Annotated in this window: 19 protein-coding genes and 2 tRNA genes; 6 read left to right on the forward strand and 15 right to left on the reverse strand. The window is 59.3% G+C overall.

The genetic code is table 11. The features are described from left to right. Positions 1-16: 16 nt before the first annotated feature. The 10 genes from nusA to rlmE form a co-directional block, all read right to left on the reverse strand. Complete coding sequence (gene nusA, locus BUC04_RS10275; protein WP_067656370.1) at positions 17-1,519, reverse strand: transcription termination factor NusA; 1,503 nt, start codon at positions 1,517-1,519, stop codon at positions 17-19. A gap of 25 nt (positions 1,520-1,544) precedes the next feature. Next, positions 1,545-2,000, reverse strand: coding sequence for a ribosome maturation factor RimP (gene rimP, locus BUC04_RS10280; protein ID WP_067656374.1), 456 nt, complete (start codon positions 1,998-2,000; stop codon positions 1,545-1,547). 351 nt (positions 2,001-2,351) lie between these two features. Beyond that, a tRNA-Met gene (locus tag BUC04_RS10285) sits at positions 2,352-2,428 on the reverse strand. Positions 2,429-2,571: 143 nt separating this feature from the next. Continuing rightward, positions 2,572-2,657 (reverse strand) — tRNA-Leu (locus tag BUC04_RS10290). A gap of 37 nt (positions 2,658-2,694) precedes the next feature. Further along, entirely contained in the window at positions 2,695-3,021 is a 327-nt protein-coding gene (gene secG / locus BUC04_RS10295) for a preprotein translocase subunit SecG (RefSeq protein ID WP_067656380.1), read from the reverse strand. Between the two features lie 7 nt (positions 3,022-3,028). Further along, a complete protein-coding gene (gene tpiA / locus BUC04_RS10300) occupies positions 3,029-3,811 on the reverse strand; it encodes a triose-phosphate isomerase (RefSeq protein WP_067656382.1) in 783 nt (260 codons plus the stop codon). Between the two features lie 119 nt (positions 3,812-3,930). Next, positions 3,931-4,743, reverse strand: coding sequence for a phosphohexomutase domain-containing protein (locus tag BUC04_RS10305; RefSeq protein ID WP_067656385.1), 813 nt, complete (start codon positions 4,741-4,743; stop codon positions 3,931-3,933). Positions 4,744-4,751: 8 nt separating this feature from the next. Beyond that, on the reverse strand, positions 4,752-5,591 hold the full coding sequence (folP, locus tag BUC04_RS10310; RefSeq protein WP_373277931.1) for a dihydropteroate synthase: 840 nt from the start codon (positions 5,589-5,591) through the stop codon (positions 4,752-4,754). 76 nt (positions 5,592-5,667) lie between these two features. Then, entirely contained in the window at positions 5,668-7,620 is a 1,953-nt protein-coding gene (ftsH, locus tag BUC04_RS10315) for an ATP-dependent zinc metalloprotease FtsH (RefSeq protein WP_067656391.1), read from the reverse strand. Between the two features lie 41 nt (positions 7,621-7,661). Continuing rightward, positions 7,662-8,291 carry a 23S rRNA (uridine(2552)-2'-O)-methyltransferase RlmE gene (gene rlmE, locus BUC04_RS10320; RefSeq protein ID WP_067656393.1) on the reverse strand — a complete coding sequence of 210 codons (630 nt, stop codon included), beginning with the start codon at positions 8,289-8,291 and terminating at the stop codon, positions 7,662-7,664. A 123-nt stretch (positions 8,292-8,414) separates the two neighbouring features. Between rlmE and yhbY the strand changes: the two genes are divergently transcribed. Then, entirely contained in the window at positions 8,415-8,717 is a 303-nt protein-coding gene (gene yhbY / locus BUC04_RS10325) for a ribosome assembly RNA-binding protein YhbY (protein ID WP_067656395.1), read from the forward strand. Positions 8,718-8,780: 63 nt separating this feature from the next. Here yhbY and greA read toward each other — a convergent pair whose 3' ends face one another. The 5 genes from greA to BUC04_RS10350 form a co-directional block, all read right to left on the reverse strand. Beyond that, complete coding sequence (gene greA, locus BUC04_RS10330) at positions 8,781-9,257, reverse strand: transcription elongation factor GreA (RefSeq protein ID WP_067656398.1); 477 nt, start codon at positions 9,255-9,257, stop codon at positions 8,781-8,783. Between the two features lie 190 nt (positions 9,258-9,447). Continuing rightward, a complete protein-coding gene (gene carB, locus BUC04_RS10335; protein WP_067656400.1) occupies positions 9,448-12,669 on the reverse strand; it encodes a carbamoyl-phosphate synthase large subunit in 3,222 nt (1,073 codons plus the stop codon). A gap of 19 nt (positions 12,670-12,688) precedes the next feature. Then, a complete protein-coding gene (carA, locus tag BUC04_RS10340; RefSeq protein WP_067656402.1) occupies positions 12,689-13,831 on the reverse strand; it encodes a glutamine-hydrolyzing carbamoyl-phosphate synthase small subunit in 1,143 nt (380 codons plus the stop codon). 306 nt (positions 13,832-14,137) lie between these two features. Then, positions 14,138-14,953, reverse strand: a complete 816-nt coding sequence (gene dapB / locus BUC04_RS10345; protein WP_073325844.1) for a 4-hydroxy-tetrahydrodipicolinate reductase — start codon at positions 14,951-14,953, stop codon at positions 14,138-14,140. 738 nt (positions 14,954-15,691) lie between these two features. Continuing rightward, positions 15,692-17,818, reverse strand: coding sequence for a TonB-dependent siderophore receptor (locus BUC04_RS10350; protein ID WP_067656404.1), 2,127 nt, complete (start codon positions 17,816-17,818; stop codon positions 15,692-15,694). A 496-nt stretch (positions 17,819-18,314) separates the two neighbouring features. Between BUC04_RS10350 and BUC04_RS10355 the strand changes: the two genes are divergently transcribed. The 5 genes from BUC04_RS10355 (at position 18,315) to BUC04_RS10375 (ending at position 21,269) form a co-directional block, all read left to right on the forward strand. After that, a complete protein-coding gene (locus BUC04_RS10355) occupies positions 18,315-18,941 on the forward strand; it encodes a PepSY-associated TM helix domain-containing protein (protein ID WP_067656411.1) in 627 nt (208 codons plus the stop codon). A 31-nt stretch (positions 18,942-18,972) separates the two neighbouring features. Continuing rightward, a complete protein-coding gene (locus tag BUC04_RS10360) occupies positions 18,973-19,488 on the forward strand; it encodes a DUF2271 domain-containing protein (protein WP_067656414.1) in 516 nt (171 codons plus the stop codon). A 23-nt stretch (positions 19,489-19,511) separates the two neighbouring features. Then, on the forward strand, positions 19,512-20,330 hold the full coding sequence (locus BUC04_RS10365; RefSeq protein WP_067656417.1) for a DUF4198 domain-containing protein: 819 nt from the start codon (positions 19,512-19,514) through the stop codon (positions 20,328-20,330). Between the two features lie 64 nt (positions 20,331-20,394). Continuing rightward, positions 20,395-20,715 (forward strand): hypothetical protein, encoded by a 321-nt coding sequence (locus tag BUC04_RS10370; RefSeq protein ID WP_067656419.1) that lies wholly within the window; start codon positions 20,395-20,397, stop codon positions 20,713-20,715. Further along, positions 20,715-21,269, forward strand: a complete 555-nt coding sequence (locus BUC04_RS10375; RefSeq protein WP_143165678.1) for a DUF6162 family protein — start codon at positions 20,715-20,717, stop codon at positions 21,267-21,269. Before BUC04_RS10370 ends, BUC04_RS10375 begins: the two co-directional genes overlap by 1 nt. Positions 21,270-21,271: the final 2 nt, after the last annotated feature.

Here is a 21,271-nt window from a genome sequence, read left to right on the forward strand (position 1 = left end):
TCCTCCGTTGGCCGTGTTAGGCGTCTTCGCCGAACCAGCAAATGTTACGTGCGGCCATGATCAGCTCGCCGGCTTTTTCATCGCTCAGCTCTTCGATGTCGGACAGATCATCGATGCCTTGATCGGCCAAATCTTCCAGGGTGATGACGCCGCGGCTGGCCAATACAAAGGCCAGGTGACGCTCCATCCCCTCCAACGCCAGCAGATCTTCTGCCGGCTCAGCGCCGTCCAGCGCCTCTTCAGAGGCCAGGGCCTTGGTGGTCAGGGCGCTCTTGGCACGCTCACGCAGTGCCTCAACGGTCTCTTCGTCCAGACCGTCAATCTCCAGCAGCTCAGCTACCGGTACGTAGGCCACCTCCTCCAGGGTGGTGAAGCCCTCTTCCACCAGCACGGTGGCAAACTCTTCGTCGATGTCCAGGCCTTCAACGAACACGTCGACCATCTTGGCGGATTCCGCCTGATGCTTCTCTTGCATCTCTTCGGTGGTCATCACGTTCAGTTCCCAGCCGGTCACCTGGGATGCCAGGCGCACGTTCTGGCCAGCACGGCCAATGGCTTGCGCCAGGCTGTCTTTCTCAACCGCCACGTCCATGGACTTGGTGTCTTCATCCATCACGATGGAGGAAACGTCCGCCGGGGCCATGGCGTTGATCACGTACTGGGCGAAGTTCTCATCCCACAGCACGATGTCGATGCGCTCACCACCCAGCTCGCCGGAAACGGCTTGCACACGGGCGCCACGCATACCGACACAGGCACCGACCGGGTCGATACGCTTATCGTTGGACTTCACCGCGATCTTGGCGCGGGAACCCGGATCACGGGCGGCGCCCACGATCTCGATCATCTCTTCGCCGATCTCCGGCACCTCGATGCGGAACAGCTCCACCAGCATCTCCGGGCGGGAGCGGGTCAGGAACAGCTGAGAACCGCGGGACTCCAGGCGGACGGAGTGCAGCAGGGCACGAACGCGGTCACCGGGGCGGAAGTTCTCACGGGGCAGCATCTCTTCGCGGAACAGGATGGCGTCGGCGTTGTTGCCCAGGTCAACGATGACAGAGTCACGGTTTACCTTCTTCACCACACCGGTGATCAGCTCACCCTCTTTATCCTTGAACTGCTCAACCACCTGGGCACGCTCGGCTTCGCGTACCTTCTGAACGATCACCTGCTTGGCGGTCTGGGTGGTGATGCGGTCGAATACGACGGATTCGATCTGCTCTTCAACGAAATCGCCTACCTCGATGGACTCATCTTCCTCCATCGCGCGGGCGGCAGACAGGTAAACCTGACGGGTCGGGAACTCCATCTCGGCGTCATCTTCGATCACTTCCCAGCGACGGAAGGTGTCGTATTCGCCAGTACGCTGGTCGATGCATACACGGGCATCGATCTCCAGCTCCTGCTTCTTCTTGGTCGCGGTTGCCAGAGCGAACTCCAGCGCTTCAAAGATCTTTTCGCGTGGTACCGCTTTTTCGTTCGATACCGCTTCGGCTACCGCCAGAATTTCTTTGCTCATTATCAGCCTCGTTTCACCCTGAAACTTAAAATTGCGGAACCAGATGGGCTTTCTGTACGTTCGACAGCACCACCATCTGCTCTTGATCGTTACTGCGCAGGGTCACGGTCTCGCCTTCGACAGCGACGATCTCCCCACGCCATTTGCGTTGTCCTTCCATTGGCATGTTCAGCACCACGGTCACCTCGCGACCCAGGTACTTTTCATAATGCGCAGCCGTAAACAGGGGGCGGTCCATCCCGGGGGAGGAAACCTCCAGGTTGTATTCGGTGTTGATGGGGTCTTCCACATCCAGAACCGCACCTACCTGGCGGCTAACGGCCGCACAGTCGTCCACGGTGATGCCATTTTCATGGTCAATGAAGAGGCGCAGGACGGAGTGATTGCCTGCACGAATGTATTGCAGACCCCAGAGCTCATAACCCAAAGCTTCTACGGGTTCATTCAGCATCTCGGTGAGGCGTTGTTCAATCGTCGCCATGGGTAAACCCCTACAAACAAAAAAAGGGCCGAACAGCCCATTCTTACGACTAACAGTACTGCTGCACAGGGAGAAACAGTACTAGGATAGTCAACCGCCAAGAGACAGATAACAAAAAGCCCCGGTTTTAAACGGGGCTTGACGTTAACTATACCCTGTTCGAAGCGTTCGCTTCGGCAACCTGAGTTGCCACCGCCTCCGCCACGGTTTTAGGTCTTACGACCGGTCTAGCCACGGAGCGATATCCAGCTGGGCATGCAGACAAGATATCGGAAATGCATGCAGGTGCCGAACCTAACGGCATCCTACTGTGATGACTGATGAAGCACGCTTCATCGGTTCATCAAAAGTTGGTTGCGGGGGCCGGATTTGAACCGACGACCTTCGGGTTATGAGCCCGACGAGCTACCAGGCTGCTCCACCCCGCGTCCGTCTGTGTCGTTTTACTTCGGACAAGAAGCACCAGAGTTAAATTGACGTCAAGCGTCATTTCCCGTTCCAGCGTGCCCTTTTTACTTCGGGTCAGAAGTGGCGATTACTGTACCGCATAAGGGACGTAATCGCAATGTAATGGTGCCGAGAGCGGGACTTGAACCCGCACGAGCATAGCTCACCACCCCCTCAAGATGGCGTGTCTACCAATTCCACCACCTCGGCACAAATTCTGTTAGCCGTAACCCTGGCTACTGGGTTTTTAGTTCGGTACGTCGCTGGAAGCAGGTACGTCACTGTTCTGCGGCTGCTCGATAACCGGAACGTCAATCTCGTTCCACTCATCGGTCGGGTTGGCAGTGTTGGCAGTCATGCGGCCCAGCATCAGGCTCAGCACGAAGAACACGGTTGCCAGAACAGCCGTTGAACGGGTCAGGAAGTTGCCTGAACCGGAGGAACCGAACAGAGTCGCCGATGCACCTGCACCGAAGGACGCACCCATGCCAGCTCCTTTACCCTGCTGGATCAGTACCAGGCCGATAATCGCCAGGGCCACCAACAGGTAAACAACCATCAAAACTTCAAACATCTTTCACTCATTCCGCTTGTGAGGCGATGCGACACAGCGTAGTAAACTCGCTGGCATTGAGGCTCGCACCACCAACCAAACCACCATCGACATCCGGCTGGTTAAACAGATCAGCCGCATTGCTCGATTTGACGCTACCACCGTACAGGATTCGGAGCTTCTCTCCCACACAGGGAGACAGTCCCGTCAACCGTTGACGAAGGAAGGCATGTACCTCCTGAGCCTGCTCAGGAGTCGCGCTCTTGCCGGTTCCGATCGCCCAAAGGGGTTCGTAGGCAAGCACCGCATTATCAAACGCCATAATCCCGACTTTGTCCACCACCGCGTCCAGCTCACCGGTTAACACCTCAAAGGTGCGGTTCGCTTCGCGGGCGGCGAGGGATTCACCCACACAGAGAATCGGTGTCAAACCCATCTTCTGTGCCATGGCGAATTTTTCTGCCACCATGTCGCTGGTCTCTCCGTACATACGACGGCGCTCGGAGTGACCGATGATAACATAGCTACAGCCGAATTCCTTCAGCATGGCGCCGGAGATCTCTCCGGTGTAGGCACCAAACTCCTGATGACTCAGGTTTTGTGCCCCCAGGCTGACCAACTTCTGAGTCAGCTCCTGGCCATAGCCGGATAACATCCGCTGCACACTGTCCAAGTAGACGCTGGGCGGACAAACCACCACTTCGGACAAACCGTCATGAAGCCTTGAAAGCTTCTCAAACAGTTCCTGCGCTAATTGTTGGCTACCGCCCATTTTCCAATTAGCTGCGACCAAGGGTCGTCGAGTCGCCATAACCGTCTCCTGTGAAAGCGGGCGAGATAATATCTAACCCCCTGACAACTTACAAGGGCCAATTGCCCGACCAAACCACGAACGCCGATTCTTTGCCCAATCTGTTGAAAATTTGCGTTTTAACCACGGGAATGGGCCCGCTGCTGCGACAGGTGCGCAAGGATCCCCCGTACACCGGTAAGCAAACCGTCCCCCTCGGCCGCACCATTCAGCTCCAGCCAGCCCCATTGAGAGTGGTAGAGCAACGACGCGCTGCCCAAGGCATCCAGCACCAGGCCATAGTCGGCCTGCTTAGCTTGCAGCGTGGTCTGGACCCGCTCCGGATGACCCAGGCCCACCCCGTCGTTGATGTTGCGACCATCGGGACGACAGCCCAGCCGGGTAACGCGACCCGCCAACTCCTCCAGCAGCAGCGGCGCTGCCTCGGCGCAGGCACCGTTAGCACCATCCACCACAATATGAAGCTGGCTCAGATGTGCTGAGTGACCCAGTTGCTGCTTGCAGTGCTCCACATAGCGACCCACTGCATCATCCAGACGCACAGCCTTACCCAACGGCTCCGCCAATGGGCTTGAAGCCGGCACCTCTGCGGGGAAGGAATGTGTTTGACCGCTGGCATCCAGCAGTCTCAGCTGGGTGATCGCCAGGGAGGTATTGGGAGCGCCGATCATGATGCCGATGTCCGCCTGAAAGGAGCTGACCACAAAGCGCAGTGCCGGCAGGGGCACCACGCCCAGCAGGATCACATTCTGGCCGGCGGCCAGCAGACCGGAGCGAAGACTGGCGGTGATCAGATCACTGCTCAGTCGTGCGTCTTGAGCGATCACCACCCTACCCTGGCTGGGCAGATGCTGGCCCAGGCTACAGCCCAGGCGAAACAGATGTTCCGGTGCCAGACGCGTCAGCGTCAGTGGGCTGATGGTGTCACTCATAACGTCCCCTAATCCATCTGGTACTGGTGCATCCTTTGCCAAACCTTCAAGGCATCGGCCGTTGCTGCAACATCATGCACCCGCAAAATCTCTGCCCCTTGTTGCGCGGCCAACAGTGCGCCAACGGCGCTGCCTACAACGCGTTGTTCCGCGGGGCGTTCTATTACATTACCTATCATGCTTTTGCGCGACAGCCCGATCAATAGCGGCCGCTCATGCAAGCGCAGCCCATCCAGCCGTCCCAATAAACGGTAGTTGTGTTCCAGGGTCTTGCCAAACCCGAAGCCGGGATCCAGCACGATTCTGCTGGCATCGATCCCGGCCAGTTGGCAGGCCTTGACGCGCTCGGTAAAGAAGGCGTTGATCTCGCCAAACAGGTCCTGGTAGCTGGGGTTGTCCTGCATGGTGCGGGGCTGGCCCTGCATGTGCATCAGGCAGATGGCCGCTTCGGTCTCGGCGGCGGCCTCCAGCGCCCCCGGCGCCTGCAGGGCACGGACGTCGTTGATCATCCCCGCGCCAGCCGCCACCGCCTCACGCATCACCTGCGCCTTGGAGGTGTCGATGGAGATCACCACCTCCAGCTCGGCGGCGATACGCTCGATCACCGGCACCGTCCGTGCCAGCTCCTCATCCAGCGACACCTCGGCGGCCCCTGGACGGGTGGACTCCCCGCCCACGTCAATCAGGGTCGCGCCATCGGCCACCATCTGGCGAGCCGCCGCCAGCGCCACCTCCAGCTCATTGTGCTTGCCGCCATCGGAAAACGAGTCCGGGGTGACGTTTAAGATCCCCATGATCTGGGGCTGTGCCAGCGAGAGGCTGTGCCGGCCACATTGCAGTTCCATAATACTCCCTGGGGATGTCGCTCCCCTTGATAGAAAAAACCCTGCACCAAGGCAGGGTTTTGTTCATGTCAGTCAGCGCTTACTTGGCCGGGGCTTCTTCGCCACCGTCGACACTGCTTTCCGGCTTAGGTTCGTCCGCCTTCGCTTCGGTCTCGGCCGGCGCATTGCCATCGCTGCCACCGGAAGCGGGACGGTCGTTGTTGTCCCAGTCCGCCGGCGGACGCACCTCTTTGCGTTCCATCAGATCGTCGATCTGACGGGCGTCGATGGTTTCGTACTTCATCAGCGCATCGGTCATGGAGTGGAGGATGTCCATGTTGTCCACCAGCAACTGACGAGCGCGCTCGTAGTTACGGTCGATGAACTCCTTCACCTCTTCGTCGATCATCTGCGCGGTGTCGTCAGACATGTGGCTGGCCTTGGCCATGGAGCGGCCCAGGAACACCTCACCGTCGTCTTCGGCGTAGTTCATCGGCCCCAGCTTCTCGGACAGACCCCACTGGGTCACCATCTTGCGGGCGATGTCGGTGGCACGCTCGATGTCGTTGGAGGCACCGGTGGTGACCTTGGCATCGCCGTAGATCAGCTGCTCCGCGATCCGACCGCCGTACAGGCTGGAGATCATCGACTCCAGGTGCTGCTTGGAGTGGCTCCAGCGGTCCTGCTCAGGCAGGTACATGGTGACACCCAGGGCACGGCCACGTGGGATGATGGAGACCTTGTAAACCGGATCGTGTTCCGGCACCAGGCGACCGACAATGGCGTGGCCCGCCTCGTGGTACGCGGTCATCCGCTTCTCATCCTCGGACATCACCATGGAGCGGCGCTCGGCGCCCATCATGATCTTGTCCTTGGCCTTCTCAAACTCTTCCATCGCCACTAGGCGCTTGGAAGCACGGGCGGCAAACAGCGCAGCCTCGTTCACCAGGTTAGCCAGCTCGGCACCGGAGAAGCCCGGGGTACCACGGGCGATCAGCGCCGCATCCACACCTTCCGCCAGCGGCACCTTGCGCATATGCACCTTGAGGATCTGCTCACGGCCACGTACGTCCGGCAGACCAACGGTGACCTGACGGTCAAATCGGCCAGGACGCAGCAGTGCCGGGTCCAGAACATCAGGACGGTTGGTCGCGGCGATCACGATGATCCCCTCGTTGCCTTCAAAGCCATCCATCTCAACCAGCATCTGGTTAAGGGTTTGCTCACGCTCGTCGTGACCACCGCCCAGACCGGCGCCACGCTGGCGACCGACCGCGTCGATCTCGTCGATAAAGATGATGCAAGGAGCAGATTTCTTGGCTTGTTCGAACATGTCACGGACACGGGAAGCACCCACACCCACGAACATCTCTACAAAGTCGGAACCTGAGATGGTGAAGAACGGCACCTTGGCTTCACCGGCAATGGCTTTGGCCAGCAAGGTCTTACCGGTACCCGGCGGGCCCACCATCAATACGCCGGTGGGGATCTTGCCACCGAGCTTCTGGAACTTGGTGGGATCACGCAGGTAATCCACCAGCTCCGCCACCTCTTCCTTGGCCTCATCACAACCGGCCACATCCTGGAAGGTGGTTTTGATCTGGTCTTCGCCCATCAGGCGCGCCTTACTCTTACCGAAGGACATGGCGCCTTTGCCACCGCCCCCCTGCATCTGGCGCATAAAGAAGATCCAGACACCGATCAGCAGCAACATCGGGAACCAGGAGATGAAAATCTGGGCCAATACGCTGGGCTGCTCCGGCGGCAGTCGGTTCACCTCGACGTTGTTGTCCAACAGGTCGTTGAGCAGGTCTTTATCGTAAACCGGCATGTAGGTGACGAACTTCTCGCCGCTGTTGGTGGTGCCTGAGATGGTCACACCGTCTTGCTGAAACTCCACAGAGCGCACTTGGCGGCTCTGGTACGCATCAACAAAGGTGTTGTAATTCATGGCATTGTTGCTGCGTGATGTGGGCGAGTATCCTTGGAATACTGTCATCAGCACCACGGCAATCACCAGCCATAGAATCAAATTTTTCGCCATATCGCTCAAGGTCTGGAACCTCTCATAGTCCTTGCTGTATTAGGGCTAGCTTACCCTTTGTAACCGCTAGCCACAATGTACACTTCCCGTGACCGAGCCCGGGAACTGTCCGGTTTTCGGATTTTCACACTGGTAAAGCTGTTACGCACTTCCTGCAGGTACTGATCAAAGCCTTCGCCTTGGAAAACCTTGACCACAAAGGCCCCTTTCGGCGCCAGTACCTGGTGACACATGTCGAACGCCAGCTCAACGAGGTACATCGCCCGGGGTTGATCAACCGCCCCGGCACCGGACATGTTGGGTGCCATGTCCGACATCACTACGTCCACCTTGTTGTCTCCGACCCGAGCCAGCAGGGCGTTAAGGACATTCTCCTCCCGAAAGTCACCCTGAAGGAAGTCGACACCGGCGATTGGGTCCATCGACAAAATGTCACAGGCGATCACCTGCCCCTCCAGACCCACCTGCTCCACGGCATATTGGGACCACCCCCCCGGGGCTGCCCCCAAGTCCACCACGGTCATGCCCGGTTTGAGCAGCTTGTCCTTTTGCTGGATCTCCTCGATCTTAAAGGTAGCCCGAGATCGCAATCCCTGTTTTTGGGCTTTCTTGACGTAGTGATCGTCAAAATGTTCCGTCAGCCAGCGTTTGGAACTGGCGGAGTGTTTCTTCTTGGTCATGCCGTTACGGCCACCTGTTCTGTGATCCCGACAAAGTGAGCGCGAGATCTAAGGGTTAGTATTACGCTTTCTATGGCGTTAGAATACGCGGTTTTCAAGTCCACCAAGCCAAAAGAGTGCCTGATGAGTCAACTTACGACCAAACAAAAGCAGTACCTGAAGGGTCTGGCCCATGGCCTGAAGCCCGTGGTCATCCTCGGGGCCAATGGCCTGACCGAGGGGGTACTGGCCGAGATCGAACTGGCGCTGGAGCACCACGAGCTGATCAAGGTAAAAGCCGCCAGTGAAGACCGCGAGATGAAGCGCGCCATCATGGACGCCATCGCACGCGAGACCGGCGCTGCCGAAGTGCAGACCATTGGCCACATCCAGGTGCTGTACCGCCCCTCGGAGAAGCGTAAGATCGAGCTGCCCAAGGGGCGCTGATCTTCAGCCATCAAAAAAGCCGCCTTCGGGCGGCTTTTTTGTGTCTGCGCACCGGCTAGCGGATCAGAGGTACTCGACCTTGAGTACTTCGTACTCGATGTCGCCGGAGGGGGCTTTCACCACCACCACGTCGTCCAGCTCTTTGCCCACCATGGCGCGGGCGATGGGGGAGTTGACGGAGATCAGGTTGTTCTTCAGATCCGCCTCGTCGTCACCCACGATGCGGTAGGTCACCTCGGCATCGGTGTCGATGTTCACCATGGTCACGGTGGCACCGAAGATCACCTTGCCGTTGTTGGCCATCTTGGTGACGTCGATCACCTGGGCCACGGACAGCTTGCTCTCAATGTCACGAACCCGGGCTTCCGCCAGGCCCTGCTCTTCACGGGCAGCGTGGTATTCAGCGTTCTCTTTCAGATCACCCAGCTCACGGGCAGAGGCGATCGCTTCGGAGATCGCAGGGCGCTTGGTGTGCTTGAGGTAGTCCAGTTCTTCGCGCAGCATCTCAGCGCCGCGCACCGTCATTGGGACAGTAGCCATAGTGTTTCTCTTTTCTCCGACAAAGACTCGCCCCGCCCTGCTGTCGCTGGGCGTCGCTGGCGAGTTGGGGAAATGGGTGTTGTCTGTATAGCAGCAGATTGTAATAGCAAAACGCCGGCGGGTCATCCCGTCCGGCGTTTACTTCGGCGTGGTTCAGCTCGGCGTCAGCACCGAGCCTCCCCCTGATGACTTAGGCCTTACTGCGTTTATGCAGCTCTTGGACCGAAGCCACCTTCTCGCGATCGTCCGCTTTGTTGGCCATACAGGTGGCAAACGCAGCGTTCATGGTGGTGGTGTAATTCACCTTGTACTGCAGCGCACCGCGACGCAACTGACGGGAATCCTCAATCGCCTGACGACCCTCAGTGGTGTTGACGATGTAGGTGTACTCACCGTTCTTGATGCGGTCGAGGATGTGCGGACGGCCTTCGTGCACCTTGTTCACCAGGCGCGGGTTGATGCCCGCTTCACCCAGTGCCACGGCGGTACCGTGGGTGGCGTCCAGCTCGTAGCCCAGTTCCACCAGCTTCTGTGCCAGATCAGCCACGCGGCGCTTGTCGCCCTGACGAACAGACAGCAGCGCACGGCCGTTCTTCGGCACGTCCTTGATGGCCCCCAGCTGCGCCTTGGCGTAGGCCTCGGCGAAGGTGTCACCCACACCCATAACCTCACCGGTGGAGCGCATCTCCGGCCCGAGCAGCGGATCCACACCGTGGAACTTGTTGAACGGCAGCACCACCTCCTTGACGGAGTAGTACGGCGGGATCACCTCCTGGGTGAAGCCCTGCTCCTTCAGGCTCTTACCAGCCATCACCCGGGCCGCGATCTTGGCGATCGGGGCGCCGATGGCCTTGGAGACGAAGGGTACGGTACGGGCGGCACGGGGGTTCACCTCAATCAGGTAAACCACGTTGTCCTTAACCGCGAACTGGATGTTCATCAGACCCACCACACCCAGCTCCAGGGCCAGCTTGCGGCACTGGTCGCGCATCTCGTCCTGGATGGCCGGGCTCAGGGTGTAAGGCGGCAGGGAACAGCCAGAGTCACCGGAGTGAACACCCGCTTGCTCGATGTGCTCCATGATGCCGCCGATCACCACGTCGGTGCCGTCACAGATGGCGTCCACGTCCACCTCGGTGGCGTCGTCCAGGAAGCGATCCAGCAGTACCGGGGATTCGTTGGACACGCTGACCGCTTCGTTGAAGTAGCGACGCAGGTCGGCCTCGTCATAGACGATCTCCATGGCACGGCCACCAAGAACGTAGGAGGGGCGAACCACCAGCGGGTAGCCAATGCGCTCCGCTTCACGCACCGCTTGCTCCACGGTGGTAACGGTGCTGTTTTCCGGCTGCTTCAGGCCCAGGCGCTCAACGGCTTGTTGGAAACGCTCACGGTCTTCGGCGCGGTCGATGGCGTCCGGTGAGGTACCGATGATCGGCACACCTGCGGCTTCCAGGGCACGGGCCAGTTTCAGCGGGGTTTGACCGCCGTACTGAACGATCACGCCCTTGGGCTGCTCAACCCGGACGATCTCCAGTACGTCTTCCAGGGTGATGGATTCGAAGTAGAGACGGTCGGAGGTGTCGTAGTCGGTGGACACTGTCTCCGGGTTACAGTTGACCATGATGGTCTCGTAACCGTCTTCGCGCATCGCCAGAGCAGCGTGTACACAGCAGTAATCGAACTCGATGCCCTGACCGATGCGGTTCGGGCCACCGCCGATCACCATGATCTTGTCCTTATCGGACGGATTGGCCTCACACTCATCCTCGTAGGTGGAGTACATGTAGGCGGTGTCGGTGGCGAACTCGGCGGCACAGGTGTCCACCCGCTTGTAGACCGGGAACAGCTCGTGCTTGTGGCGCAGTTTGCGCACCTCGCCCTCGGACACACCCAGCAAGGTGGCCAGACGGGCATCGGAGAAGCCCTTGCGCTTGAGGGTGCGCAGGAAATCGTAGTCCAGACCTGCAAAGCCGCTGGCCTGTACCTGCTCTTCCAGCTTCACCAGCTCTTCAATCTGCACCAGGAACCAGGGGTCGATGTTGGTGATCTTGAAGATGGCGTCCATGGACAGACCAGCGCGGAAGGCGTCAGCGATGTACCAGGGGCGGTCACATCCCACGTCCTGCAGCTCGTAGCGGATCTTGGCCAGGGCGTCGTTGTCATTGATGTCGACGATGGGGTCGAAACCGGTCTTGCCGGTCTCCAGGCCGCGCAGTGCTTTCTGCATCGACTCCTGGAAGGTACGACCGATCGCCATCACCTCACCGACGGACTTCATCTGGGTGGTCAGACGGTCGTTAGCACCGGCAAACTTCTCGAAGTTGAAGCGCGGGATCTTGGTGACAACGTAGTCGATGGAGGGCTCGAACGAGGCCGGGGTGGCACCGCCGGTGATGTCGTTCTGCAGCTCATCCAGGGTAAAGCCGACCGCCAGCTTGGCCGCGATCTTGGCGATGGGGAAACCGGTGGCCTTGGAGGCCAGGGCGGAGGAGCGAGACACCCGCGGGTTCATCTCGATGATTACCATGCGGCCGTCTTTCGGGTTGATACCGAACTGCACGTTGGAGCCGCCGGTTTCTACCCCAATCTCACGCAGTACCGCCATGGAGGCGTTACGCATGAGCTGGTATTCCTTGTCGGTCAGGGTCTGGGCCGGGGCTACGGTGATGGAGTCACCGGTGTGCACGCCCATGGGGTCGAAGTTCTCGATGGCACAGACGATGATGCAGTTGTCCGCTTTGTCGCGCACCACTTCCATCTCGTACTCTTTCCAACCGATCAGAGATTCGTCGATCAGCAGCTCGTTGGTCGGCGACAGGTCCAGACCACGGGTACAGATCTCCTCGAACTCCTCCTTGTTGTAGGCGATACCGCCGCCGGTGCCGCCCATGGTGAAGGAGGGGCGGATGATGCAGGGGAAACCCACCTGCTCCAGCACCGCGTAGGCTTCTTCCATGGAGTGGGCCACGTCGGCACGGGGGCACTCCAGGCCGATCTTCTTCATCGCCTTGTCAAAGCGGGAGCGATCTTCCGCCTTGTCGATGGCGTCGGCGGTGGCGCCGATCATCTCTACGCCAAACTCGGCCAGAACGCCCTTGGCTTCCAGCTCCAGCGCGCAGTTCAGTGCGGTCTGGCCACCCATGGTGGGCAGAACCGCGTCCGGGCGCTCTTTGGCGATGATGTTGCGTACCACTTCCCAGTGGATCGGCTCGATGTAGGTGGCATCGGCCATCTCCGGATCGGTCATGATGGTGGCCGGGTTGGAGTTCACCAGGATGACGCGGTAGCCCTCTTCCCGCAGGGCCTTACAGGCCTGGGCGCCGGAGTAGTCAAACTCACAGGCCTGGCCGATCACGATCGGGCCAGCGCCCAGGATCAGAATACTTTTAATGTCAGTACGTTTTGGCATCGTCGTCTTCTCTGTGCGCTTACTTGGCGGCCTTGAATTGGTCCATCAGTTCGATGAAGTGATCGAACAGCGGGGCGGCATCGTGCGGACCCGGGCTCGCTTCCGGGTGACCCTGGAAGGAGAAGGCCGGCTTATCGGTGCGGTGGATCCCCTGCAGGGTGCCATCGAACAGGCTCTTGTGAGTGGCGCGCAGGTTGCTCGGCAGGCCCGCTTCGTCCACGGCAAAGCCGTGGTTCTGGGCGGTGATCATCACCACGTCGCGGTCCAGGTCTTTCACCGGGTGGTTACCACCATGGTGACCGAACTTCATCTTCACGGTCTGGGCGCCGGAGGCCAGGGCCAGCAGCTGGTGACCCAGGCAGATACCGAACACCGGGATCTCGGTCTTGAGGATCTCGGTGATCGCCTCGATGGCGTAGTCACACGGCTGCGGGTCGCCCGGGCCGTTGGACAGGAACACCCCATCGGGATTCATCGCCAGCACCTCGGCCGCCGGGGTTTGCGCCGGCACCACGGTGACGTCGCAGCCACGATCCACCAGCATGCGCAGGATGTTCTGCTTCACGCCGTAGTCGTAGGCCACCACTTTGTAATTCAGTGCCTCGGACGGGGTATCGGACGGCAGGCCGCCCACCAGCTTCCAGCTGCCCTGACGCCAGCTGTAGGGGCTGCTGACGGTAACCTCTTTGGCCAGGTCCATCCCTTTCAGGCCCGGGAACGCCTTGGCGGCTTCCAGGGCTTTCTCTACATTGTCCTCGCCGGCGATGATGGCACCGTTCTGGGCGCCCTTCTCACGCAGGATGCGGGTCAGTTTACGGGTATCGATGTCAGCGATGCCGACGATGCCGTGGCGCTTGAGGTAATCAGAGAGGGATTCTTCGTTGCGGAAGTTGGAGGCCAGAGCGGGGAGATCGCGGATGACGAGGCCTTGAGCATGGATTGCGCCGGATTCGACGTCTTCGGCATTGGCACCGGTATTGCCAATATGAGGGTAGGTAAGAGTGACGATCTGTTTTGAATAGGAGGGATCAGTCAGGATCTCTTGATAGCCGGTCATGGAAGTGTTAAAAACGACTTCTCCGGATGACAAACCGTCTGCACCTATGGATTTACCACGGAAAACGGTCCCATCCTGGAGCACTAACAGGGCAGTTTTATTCAACTTGACCTCCCACCAGAAATTCTTTTAAGTTGTTGTTTCTTTGCCATTTAATTGATCCCGAACACGACTAGAATTCGGATTTTTGGCAAATTCCGCGCATTATAGCAGCGAAACTCCATTACGACTACAGTTTTGAGAAAAAAGGTGGCCCTTTGAGCGACCTTCTCATCAGTGAAACCAAATTACCTTCCTTGCCGCAGCGCAGCCCCAGCATAGACCAGTCCCACCAGCTTGCCGGGCTGACATTCATGGCGCTGCGACGCTGGCACAAAAAACCCGCCTTCCGGCGGGTTCTTGTTGTCAGAGTCACAGCGGCTTAAAGCCCAGCACCTGCTGCATGTCGTACAAGCCAGCGGGCTTATCCTTCAACCAGTTGGCGGCACGCATGGCACCATTGGCGAAGGTCATGCGGTTAGAGGCCTTGTGGGTGATCTCCAGGCGCTCACCCAGATCGGCAAACAGCGCGGTGTGCTCACCGACGATGTCACCGGCCCGGATGGTGGAGAAGGCGATGGTCTCGCGATCCCGCTCACCGGTGATCCCCTCGCGGCCATAGATGGCGCACTGGTTCAGGTCCCGCTTCAGGGTTTCGGCGATCACCTCACCCATCTTCAGCGCGGTACCGGACGGCGCGTCCTTCTTGTAGCGGTGGTGACCCTCGATGATCTCGATGTCGGTGTAGCTGCCCATCACCTCGGCGGCCACTTCCAGCAGCTTGAACATCAGGTTGACGCCCACCGCCATGTTGGGAGCCAGCACCACCGGAACGGTCTTGGCGATATCGGCGATCTGCGCTTTCTGCTCGTCGCTGAACCCTGTGGTACCGATCACCATCGGCTTGTTGTTGGCCTGACAGTGGGCCAAAAACTCCAGGCTGGACTCCGGAGAGGTGAAGTCCACCAGCACATCGTAGTTGCCCTTCACCAGGTCCAGGTTGCCGGACAGCGGCACCCCGGCGTGCACCCGGGCCAGCAGTTCACCTGCGTCACAACCGATCAGGGTGGAGCCCGGTCGCTCGATGGCAGCGCCGAGATCGGTGTTGGGATTAACGAAGGCGGCCTCGATCAGGCTTCGGCCCATGCGGCCGCTGGCGCCGGTGACAGCAACGCGAATTTTTTCCAAGGTCTGTTCCCTTCAATGTGCTTGAACCGGGCAACTATATCGACATTCCGCCGCACCATAAAGAGGCAGCGTCAGTTTTCCGTCGTATTGCCCGTCTGTTGCGAGACAAAACTCCAATCTGTCCAGTTACTGGCCAGCAAAAAAAACTCTCTCCTAGTTAGGTGTTGAACGCACTTTGCTCGTTGAATCCAACCAAACTGTGTGACCCGCCAGCTCTTCGCCGACTTGACCGTTCTTGTGCCTCCATGCACTCACGGCATTGATGCATCCTGCATGGCAGGTCGCACGAACGAAGTGACCAAAGACCAGGTTGAAGGCCAGGACGGCCTGAGTGGCTTGCGGAGACAGGGGTGAAAACCGCAGGTTTGAACGCGTAGGCAGGGATGCCGAAGCCGGGCTTTGGTGCGAAGCAGGGACTGCGCAGCAGCAAAGTCGACTCAAGCCAGAGCCGTAGACTTTGGTTACGAAAGAGAGGGTAAGCGACGATTGGAGGCAATCGGGGGTTCCATGCGGGGCGCGTAGCCGGGGCGGAACGCCCCTTTGGTTGGCCGCTCATCAGCATCCCTGCTGTCGCGGCATTGGTGCATCCTGCACGGCACTTCGGCAACCCGGCAAAGCCATTTACAACGAGTGAAAAGTGAAATGACCAGGTTAGCTGGAACCACAGTGAATTCGGACAGAGCAAAAAAAGGGCGCCCTTCGAAAGGCGCCCAAATACATTGCAGGAAGAGATGAAAATCAGAAACCGACGGTCACCGACATGCGGAACTTACGACCCTCGGAGACGGTCACGTTGCTGTTGGTACCACCACCCAGGTAATCGGTATCAAACAGGTTCTCGATGTTGGCACGCAGGTCAATCTCGGTGTTGCCCCACTTCAGCGGGTAGGAGGCACCGGCATCGAAGCGCACGTATGCGTCTTTAACAATGGTGTTGGCCGCAACGGTTTCACCATCGAAGGTGGTGTTGCCATCGTTGGCAAAACGCTCACCTTCGTAGATGGCACCCAGGTTCAGGGCCAGCTGGTTGTCGAACTGGTAGCGAGACCAGATGGACGCGCTCCACTCCGGCGCATCCACTGGGGTGATTCCGGGCTCGTATTCCGGGTGCTCGATGTACTCCGCATCGAGGTACATCACCGAGCCCATCAGGAAGAAGTTTTCGCTGATCTGGCCTTGGGCTGCAGCCTCGATACCGCGGTGACGTTGCTTACCACCTTGAGTAGTAATGCTTTCATTGTCGCCACCGCCCGGCAGATCCTCGGTGAAGGTGAAGTTGGTCACCTCGGTGTTGAACAGCGCACCGGAGAGCAGCAGGCGGCCTTCGCTCAGCTCCCACTTCGCTCCCAGTTCCCAGGACTTGGCCAGTTCCGGATCCAGTTCCATGCCGTCGTTAACGTCATCCTCGTCATTCACCGACCCTTGCGGAGTGAAGCTCTCGGAGTAGCTCAGGTAGATGCTGGAGTCCTGGTTCGGGTGGAAGATGGCACCAACACGAGGCAGAAAGGCACTGTTGCCATCGTAATCGCCCTTGGTTTGCTGATCGTAGCGACCACCAATGAGCACCTGCCACTGGTCGTTCAGGGTGATCAAATCCTGCACATAGATGCCGTAGTAATCCCACTCGGTGGGGTCACCGGCTTCCACCCGGTTGTAGTCCAGGTCCGGTCGGGCCGGGATGCTGCTGGCATCGCCGTAGGTGATGGTGTAAGTGTCACCGGACTGACGGCGCTGCAGGTAGTAGTACTCCAGACGGTTGGCGCCGATCAGCATGTTGTGCTCGATGCCGCCGGTGCTGAACTCACCGGTAAAATCGACGTAGTAGCTGGTATACTGCCAGTCATCGAAACGGGAGAACGGGCTGACGGTGTAGGTCTGATCTGCCGAGTTGTAGCTGTTGTAACGCGGCGAGCTATCAAAGCGGTGACGGTTGAACTCGTTTTGGTTGTAGCCCACCTTCATCTGCCAATCCATGCCCAGGTAGACGGTCAGGTCCGCACCGTAGTTTTCCACCTCGTTGTCAAAGTTGGCCCAGGGCATATCCCAGGCGGTGCGGCGATCGCCCACCACGTTGCCGTCGAGATCCAGCCAGGCACCGGAGTCGTTACCGGACTCGTCGTTGGTCTTGTCATAGTAGACAGACACCATACCCCAATCGCCGATGTCGGCTTCCAGGTTGAGGTAGCCCAACCAGCGATCCCGCTCATGGTCAGAGCCGTCGCCGTACTGACGCCAGAAGGTCACATCCTGCTTCACACCCACGGCGCGGTAGCGGAAGTTGCCCTCTTCATCGATGCGGCCACCGGTGTCGATCTGGTAGCGGGTGCTGCCCTGGTCATCAAAGTCGAAGCCCACATCAACGAAACGATCGTGGGTCGGCTTCTTGCTGACCATGTTGACCAGGCCGCCCGGAGCGGTCTTGCCGTACAGCATGGAAGAGGGGCCCTTCAGCACCTCAATCTGCTCGGAGGTCTCGATCGGCGGCACGTAGTAGGCCCAGAACTGGTGACCGTCACGCATGTAGCCATCGTTGCTGATCTTGAAGCCGCGGGAGTTGAAGCTTTCCCGGTTCCAGAACTTGGTGCCGCCGGTGATGCTGGCATCATTGGTGAGCACCTCGCCCAGGGTGGTGGCAAGCTGCTCATCAATGATGATCTCCGGGATCACGGTCACCGACTGGGGGGTATTCAACAGCGGGATGTCTGCCCGCATGGCGCCACGAGCGCTGTCGTTCTTGTAGTCGTCGAAGCTGACACCCTTAACGGTGATGCGCTCTACCTCCTCCAGTGAGGAGGCGTCAGCCAGGGCGGGAGCGGCACAAAGTGCAGAGATGATCAGTGCCAGGGGGCGAAGCGTTGCAGACATCCTGTTGTCTCCTAAGACGGTAAGAAGCAAAAAGAAACGATTCTCAATTAAGTGGCTCGAACCTTAACTGAAAATGATTCTCACTTAGAATCAACAGAGTTCAAAAATGTTAGCCAGATCACTCATTGGTTAAAACAGCAACAAGCGTTTGCAATCTGAAGCGGTATAAAACCGCCGCGACAGCCCTTGTGTCAGGGCGGTTTGCGACTGAGCTGATCCGATCTGATCTACCGCAATCCCTTGTCCCGCAAGGGTTTAGATTTAAACCTGGCACCTTAATCGCTTTTTTCAAAAACTGTGGTTATCAGCAATCGATGGCTTAGCTGTAGGGGCTCAACCCCACCCTTCTCATTAACATCAATGCAACAGCCATGGCGGGTGACGTGATCCCCCTCACGGTTATCGAGATTCATTCTCACTTTTTAATGAGAGCGATTCCCATTTGCCTTCTCAGTTTGTACTCTCGGTTCCATCTTTTTGTTAGTCGATCAGTCCCATGCCCCTGACACGAAAGCCGGTACAGAGCCTGGCACGCACCATCCATATCTACAGCTCTATGAGCCTGTTACTGGTAATGCTGTTTTTCGCCATCACCGGCATCACCCTGAATCGACCTGACTGGTTCGGCGCCGAGGGGCCAGAGCGTCAACAGTGGGAGATCGAGGTACCGGCTTTCTTGCTGGGTCAGGAAGATGGCTCGCTGCGCCCCGATAACCAGGCCCTGGTGCACTACCTGCGCCAACAGCCTGGTATCCGTGGCCTGGCCTCCTCGGTGGACGTGTACACCGTGGTGGAGGATGGCGAGCTGCTGGAGGGGGAAGCCAGCCTGGACTTCAAGGGCCCCGGTTACAACGCCAGCGTCTACATCGACCTGCTCGACCGGGTAGCCGAACTGGAAACCCAGGACTACGGCACCATCGCCTGGCTCAATGACCTGCATAAGGGCCGCAACACGGGCGAGGCCTGGAAGTGGTTCATCGATTTCTCCGCGCTGATCATGGTGCTGTTCATTATCACCGGGGTGATCATCCTGCTGCCAAAGAAGCGCAGTGTCCGCTCTGCCATGACCTGGACCGGGGTGGGCAGCGTCGCCACCGCCCTGATCTATTTCGCCAGTTTTTAATGCTCCGCTTTTTGCTAAGGAAGCTTCCGCTATGAATCGCCTTTCTCTCGTCGCCGCTGCCTTTGGCCTGCTGGCCAGCAGCACTCTCAGCGCTACCACGCTGTCGGACGACGCCAACATGACCATCCAATTTGAATTGCCCCAGCTGGACGTGGCCCAGTACGCCCGCCCCTATGTGGCGATCTGGCTGGAGAACAGCGACCGCGAGTCTGTTCGTACCATCACCCTGTGGACCGGAAAGCAAACCGAGTGGCTCAAGGATATCCGTAGCTGGTGGCGCAAGGTCGGTCGCTACGACGCCGAGTTTGCCGACGCCCTCTCCGGCGCCACCCGCCCAGCCGGTCAATACCGGGTCGAGTGGGACGGCAAGGACGACAACGGTCAGTTGGTGCCCGCCGGTGAATACACCCTGATGACCGAAGTGGTGCGTGAGCACGGCGGGCGTGACCTGGTCCGCATGCCCATCACCCTGGGTGACGCCCCCTTTACCCAAAGCAGCGAAGCGCAGGATGAGATCGGTGTTATCTCCCTGAGCTACCAGCCTTAATTGAAGAACAACAAGGAATGATCATGCTCAAACGTACACTCTCTGCTGCGGCCCTGCTGGCCGCCTTCGCTGCCCCTCAGGCCCTGGCTCACCCGCTGTGGATCCTGCCGTCGCACTTTACCGTGTCCGCCGACGAAGGCGACTGGATCACCTTCGACGTGACCGCTTCCCACGGCACCTTTACCTTCGACAAGCCGGCCAGTGCCGACTCCGCCCGCATTGAGCGTCCGGATGGCGAGCAGGACCGTCCTGATCACGTGTTCAAGGGCAAGCGTCGCTCCGTGTTCGATTACCACTTCGTCGAAGACGGCACCTACCGCATCGGTGTGGCCTTCCCGGAGATGTACATGACCAACTTCCAGGCCGGCCGCCGCGACAGCGTTCGCCGCATCCCCGCCAGCAAGGCCGAGCGTGATGCCCTGCTGCCGGAAGGCGCTCGTGAGGTGGTGACCACCCAGATGCTGCGTGCTGCGCACACCTACGTCACCGTCAAGGCCCCGGACCGTACCGTACTGGAACCCAAAGGCCAGGGTTTTGAGATCATCCCGCTGACCCACCCGGCGGACTTCATCGAGCAGGAGGAGGTGAGCTTCCAGTTCCTGTTCAACGGTGAAGCCGTTCAGGGCGTCGAGGTGAATGTCACCCCGGAAGGTACCCTGTACCGTAACCGCCAGGATGCCATCTCCGCCGTCTCCGGTGACGACGGCAAGATCAGCTTCACCCCTGAGCATGCCGGCCGCTACCTGATGGACACCAGCTTCACCCAGGAGCTGAAGGATGACCCCCGCGCTGACCGTTACCGCGCGGTGGTGAACGTCACCTTCGAAGTACAGCTGGACTGATATGCCGTTAAGCGCCCAACTGACCTTGATTGCGTGAGTTGGGCGCCTGCGTCTTGGAGACCCCATGAAAAGATCCCTTTCCCTGTTTGCCGCGGCGATGGCCCTGGCCCTGCCGACTCAAGCCCACTACGGCACCCTGGCCTGCTGGTTTGAGCAGGACCGCAGCGAGGTGCATTGCCAGGCTGGCTGGACCGACGGCAGCAGCGCCACCAACTACGAAGTCCGGCTGTTCGATTACGACGATACCCTGATCGACCTGGCCCGCACCGACAACCGTTCCCGGGTGCTGTTTGAGGCCCCGGAGACCGACGAGTTCTACCTGGTGTTTGACCCAGGCCACGAAGCCCCGGCTGAAGTGGATGTGGTCGAGATGCGGGAGCGCTGATGATGCGCGCCACGACGGTACAAAGAGTAAAACCGGATAATGGCGTCCGGGAAGGGATGTGGGTTGGCTCAGCGATAGCTGGGCTGTTGCTGTTTGCGGTCACTGCCCTGCCCTTTCACCAGGCCCAATCCCACGACCATGGTCTGGCCCAACACCAGGTCTCCGACCGCGACATCGACAGTGATAATCACGCCCTGTTTGCCGAGCTGCGCATCGCCTTCGAGGAGATCCGGGACCTGTACCAGGACAACGGACAACAGTGGCCCGAGATCACCGAGCTGCAGGATGAGTTCCTGCCGCCCTTCGTTGAGGACATGAGCTGGCAGCGCCAGGGCGCACACCGGTGGCAACACCTGGGTGACGGCGAGTACCTGGGCCAGCCGGGTCAGGACAGCGCACCGGCGGTGCTGCTGTTGGCCGCCCAGCAGCCGGCCCAGATCTGGTTTCATCCGGCTCCCGTCGCCGGCGCCACCGACACCAACATTGATCAGCTTATCCACCAGGGCTGGAAACAGCTGGTCAACGCCCAAGCCACACCCGGCCATCATCATTGAGA

Origin of the sequence: Ferrimonas marina, from assembly GCF_900129905.1 — a bacterium.
Taxonomy (GTDB): Bacteria; Pseudomonadota; Gammaproteobacteria; order Enterobacterales; family Shewanellaceae; genus Ferrimonas; species Ferrimonas marina.

Bases quoted from the DNA above. Each gene is read 5' to 3' on its own strand.
- BUC04_RS10305 (WP_067656385.1), bottom strand. From the start codon at position 4,743: ATGAGTGACACCATCAGCCCACTGACGCTGACGCGTCTGGCACCGGAA.
- BUC04_RS10375 (WP_143165678.1), top strand. From the start codon at position 20,715: ATGATGCGCGCCACGACGGTACAAAGAGTAAAACCGGATAATGGCGTC.
- BUC04_RS10370 (WP_067656419.1), top strand. From the start codon at position 20,395: ATGAAAAGATCCCTTTCCCTGTTTGCCGCGGCGATGGCCCTGGCCCTG.
- BUC04_RS10350 (WP_067656404.1), bottom strand. From the start codon at position 17,818: ATGTCTGCAACGCTTCGCCCCCTGGCACTGATCATCTCTGCACTTTGT.
- greA (WP_067656398.1), bottom strand. From the start codon at position 9,257: ATGGCTACTGTCCCAATGACGGTGCGCGGCGCTGAGATGCTGCGCGAA.
- BUC04_RS10360 (WP_067656414.1), top strand. From the start codon at position 18,973: ATGAATCGCCTTTCTCTCGTCGCCGCTGCCTTTGGCCTGCTGGCCAGC.
- secG (WP_067656380.1), bottom strand. From the start codon at position 3,021: ATGTTTGAAGTTTTGATGGTTGTTTACCTGTTGGTGGCCCTGGCGATT.
- BUC04_RS10365 (WP_067656417.1), top strand. From the start codon at position 19,512: ATGCTCAAACGTACACTCTCTGCTGCGGCCCTGCTGGCCGCCTTCGCT.
- nusA (WP_067656370.1), bottom strand. From the start codon at position 1,519: ATGAGCAAAGAAATTCTGGCGGTAGCCGAAGCGGTATCGAACGAAAAA.
- rlmE (WP_067656393.1), bottom strand. From the start codon at position 8,291: ATGACCAAGAAGAAACACTCCGCCAGTTCCAAACGCTGGCTGACGGAA.
- yhbY (WP_067656395.1), top strand. From the start codon at position 8,415: ATGAGTCAACTTACGACCAAACAAAAGCAGTACCTGAAGGGTCTGGCC.
- rimP (WP_067656374.1), bottom strand. From the start codon at position 2,000: ATGGCGACGATTGAACAACGCCTCACCGAGATGCTGAATGAACCCGTA.
- BUC04_RS10355 (WP_067656411.1), top strand. From the start codon at position 18,315: ATGCCCCTGACACGAAAGCCGGTACAGAGCCTGGCACGCACCATCCAT.
- tpiA (WP_067656382.1), bottom strand. From the start codon at position 3,811: ATGGCGACTCGACGACCCTTGGTCGCAGCTAATTGGAAAATGGGCGGT.
- carB (WP_067656400.1), bottom strand. From the start codon at position 12,669: ATGCCAAAACGTACTGACATTAAAAGTATTCTGATCCTGGGCGCTGGC.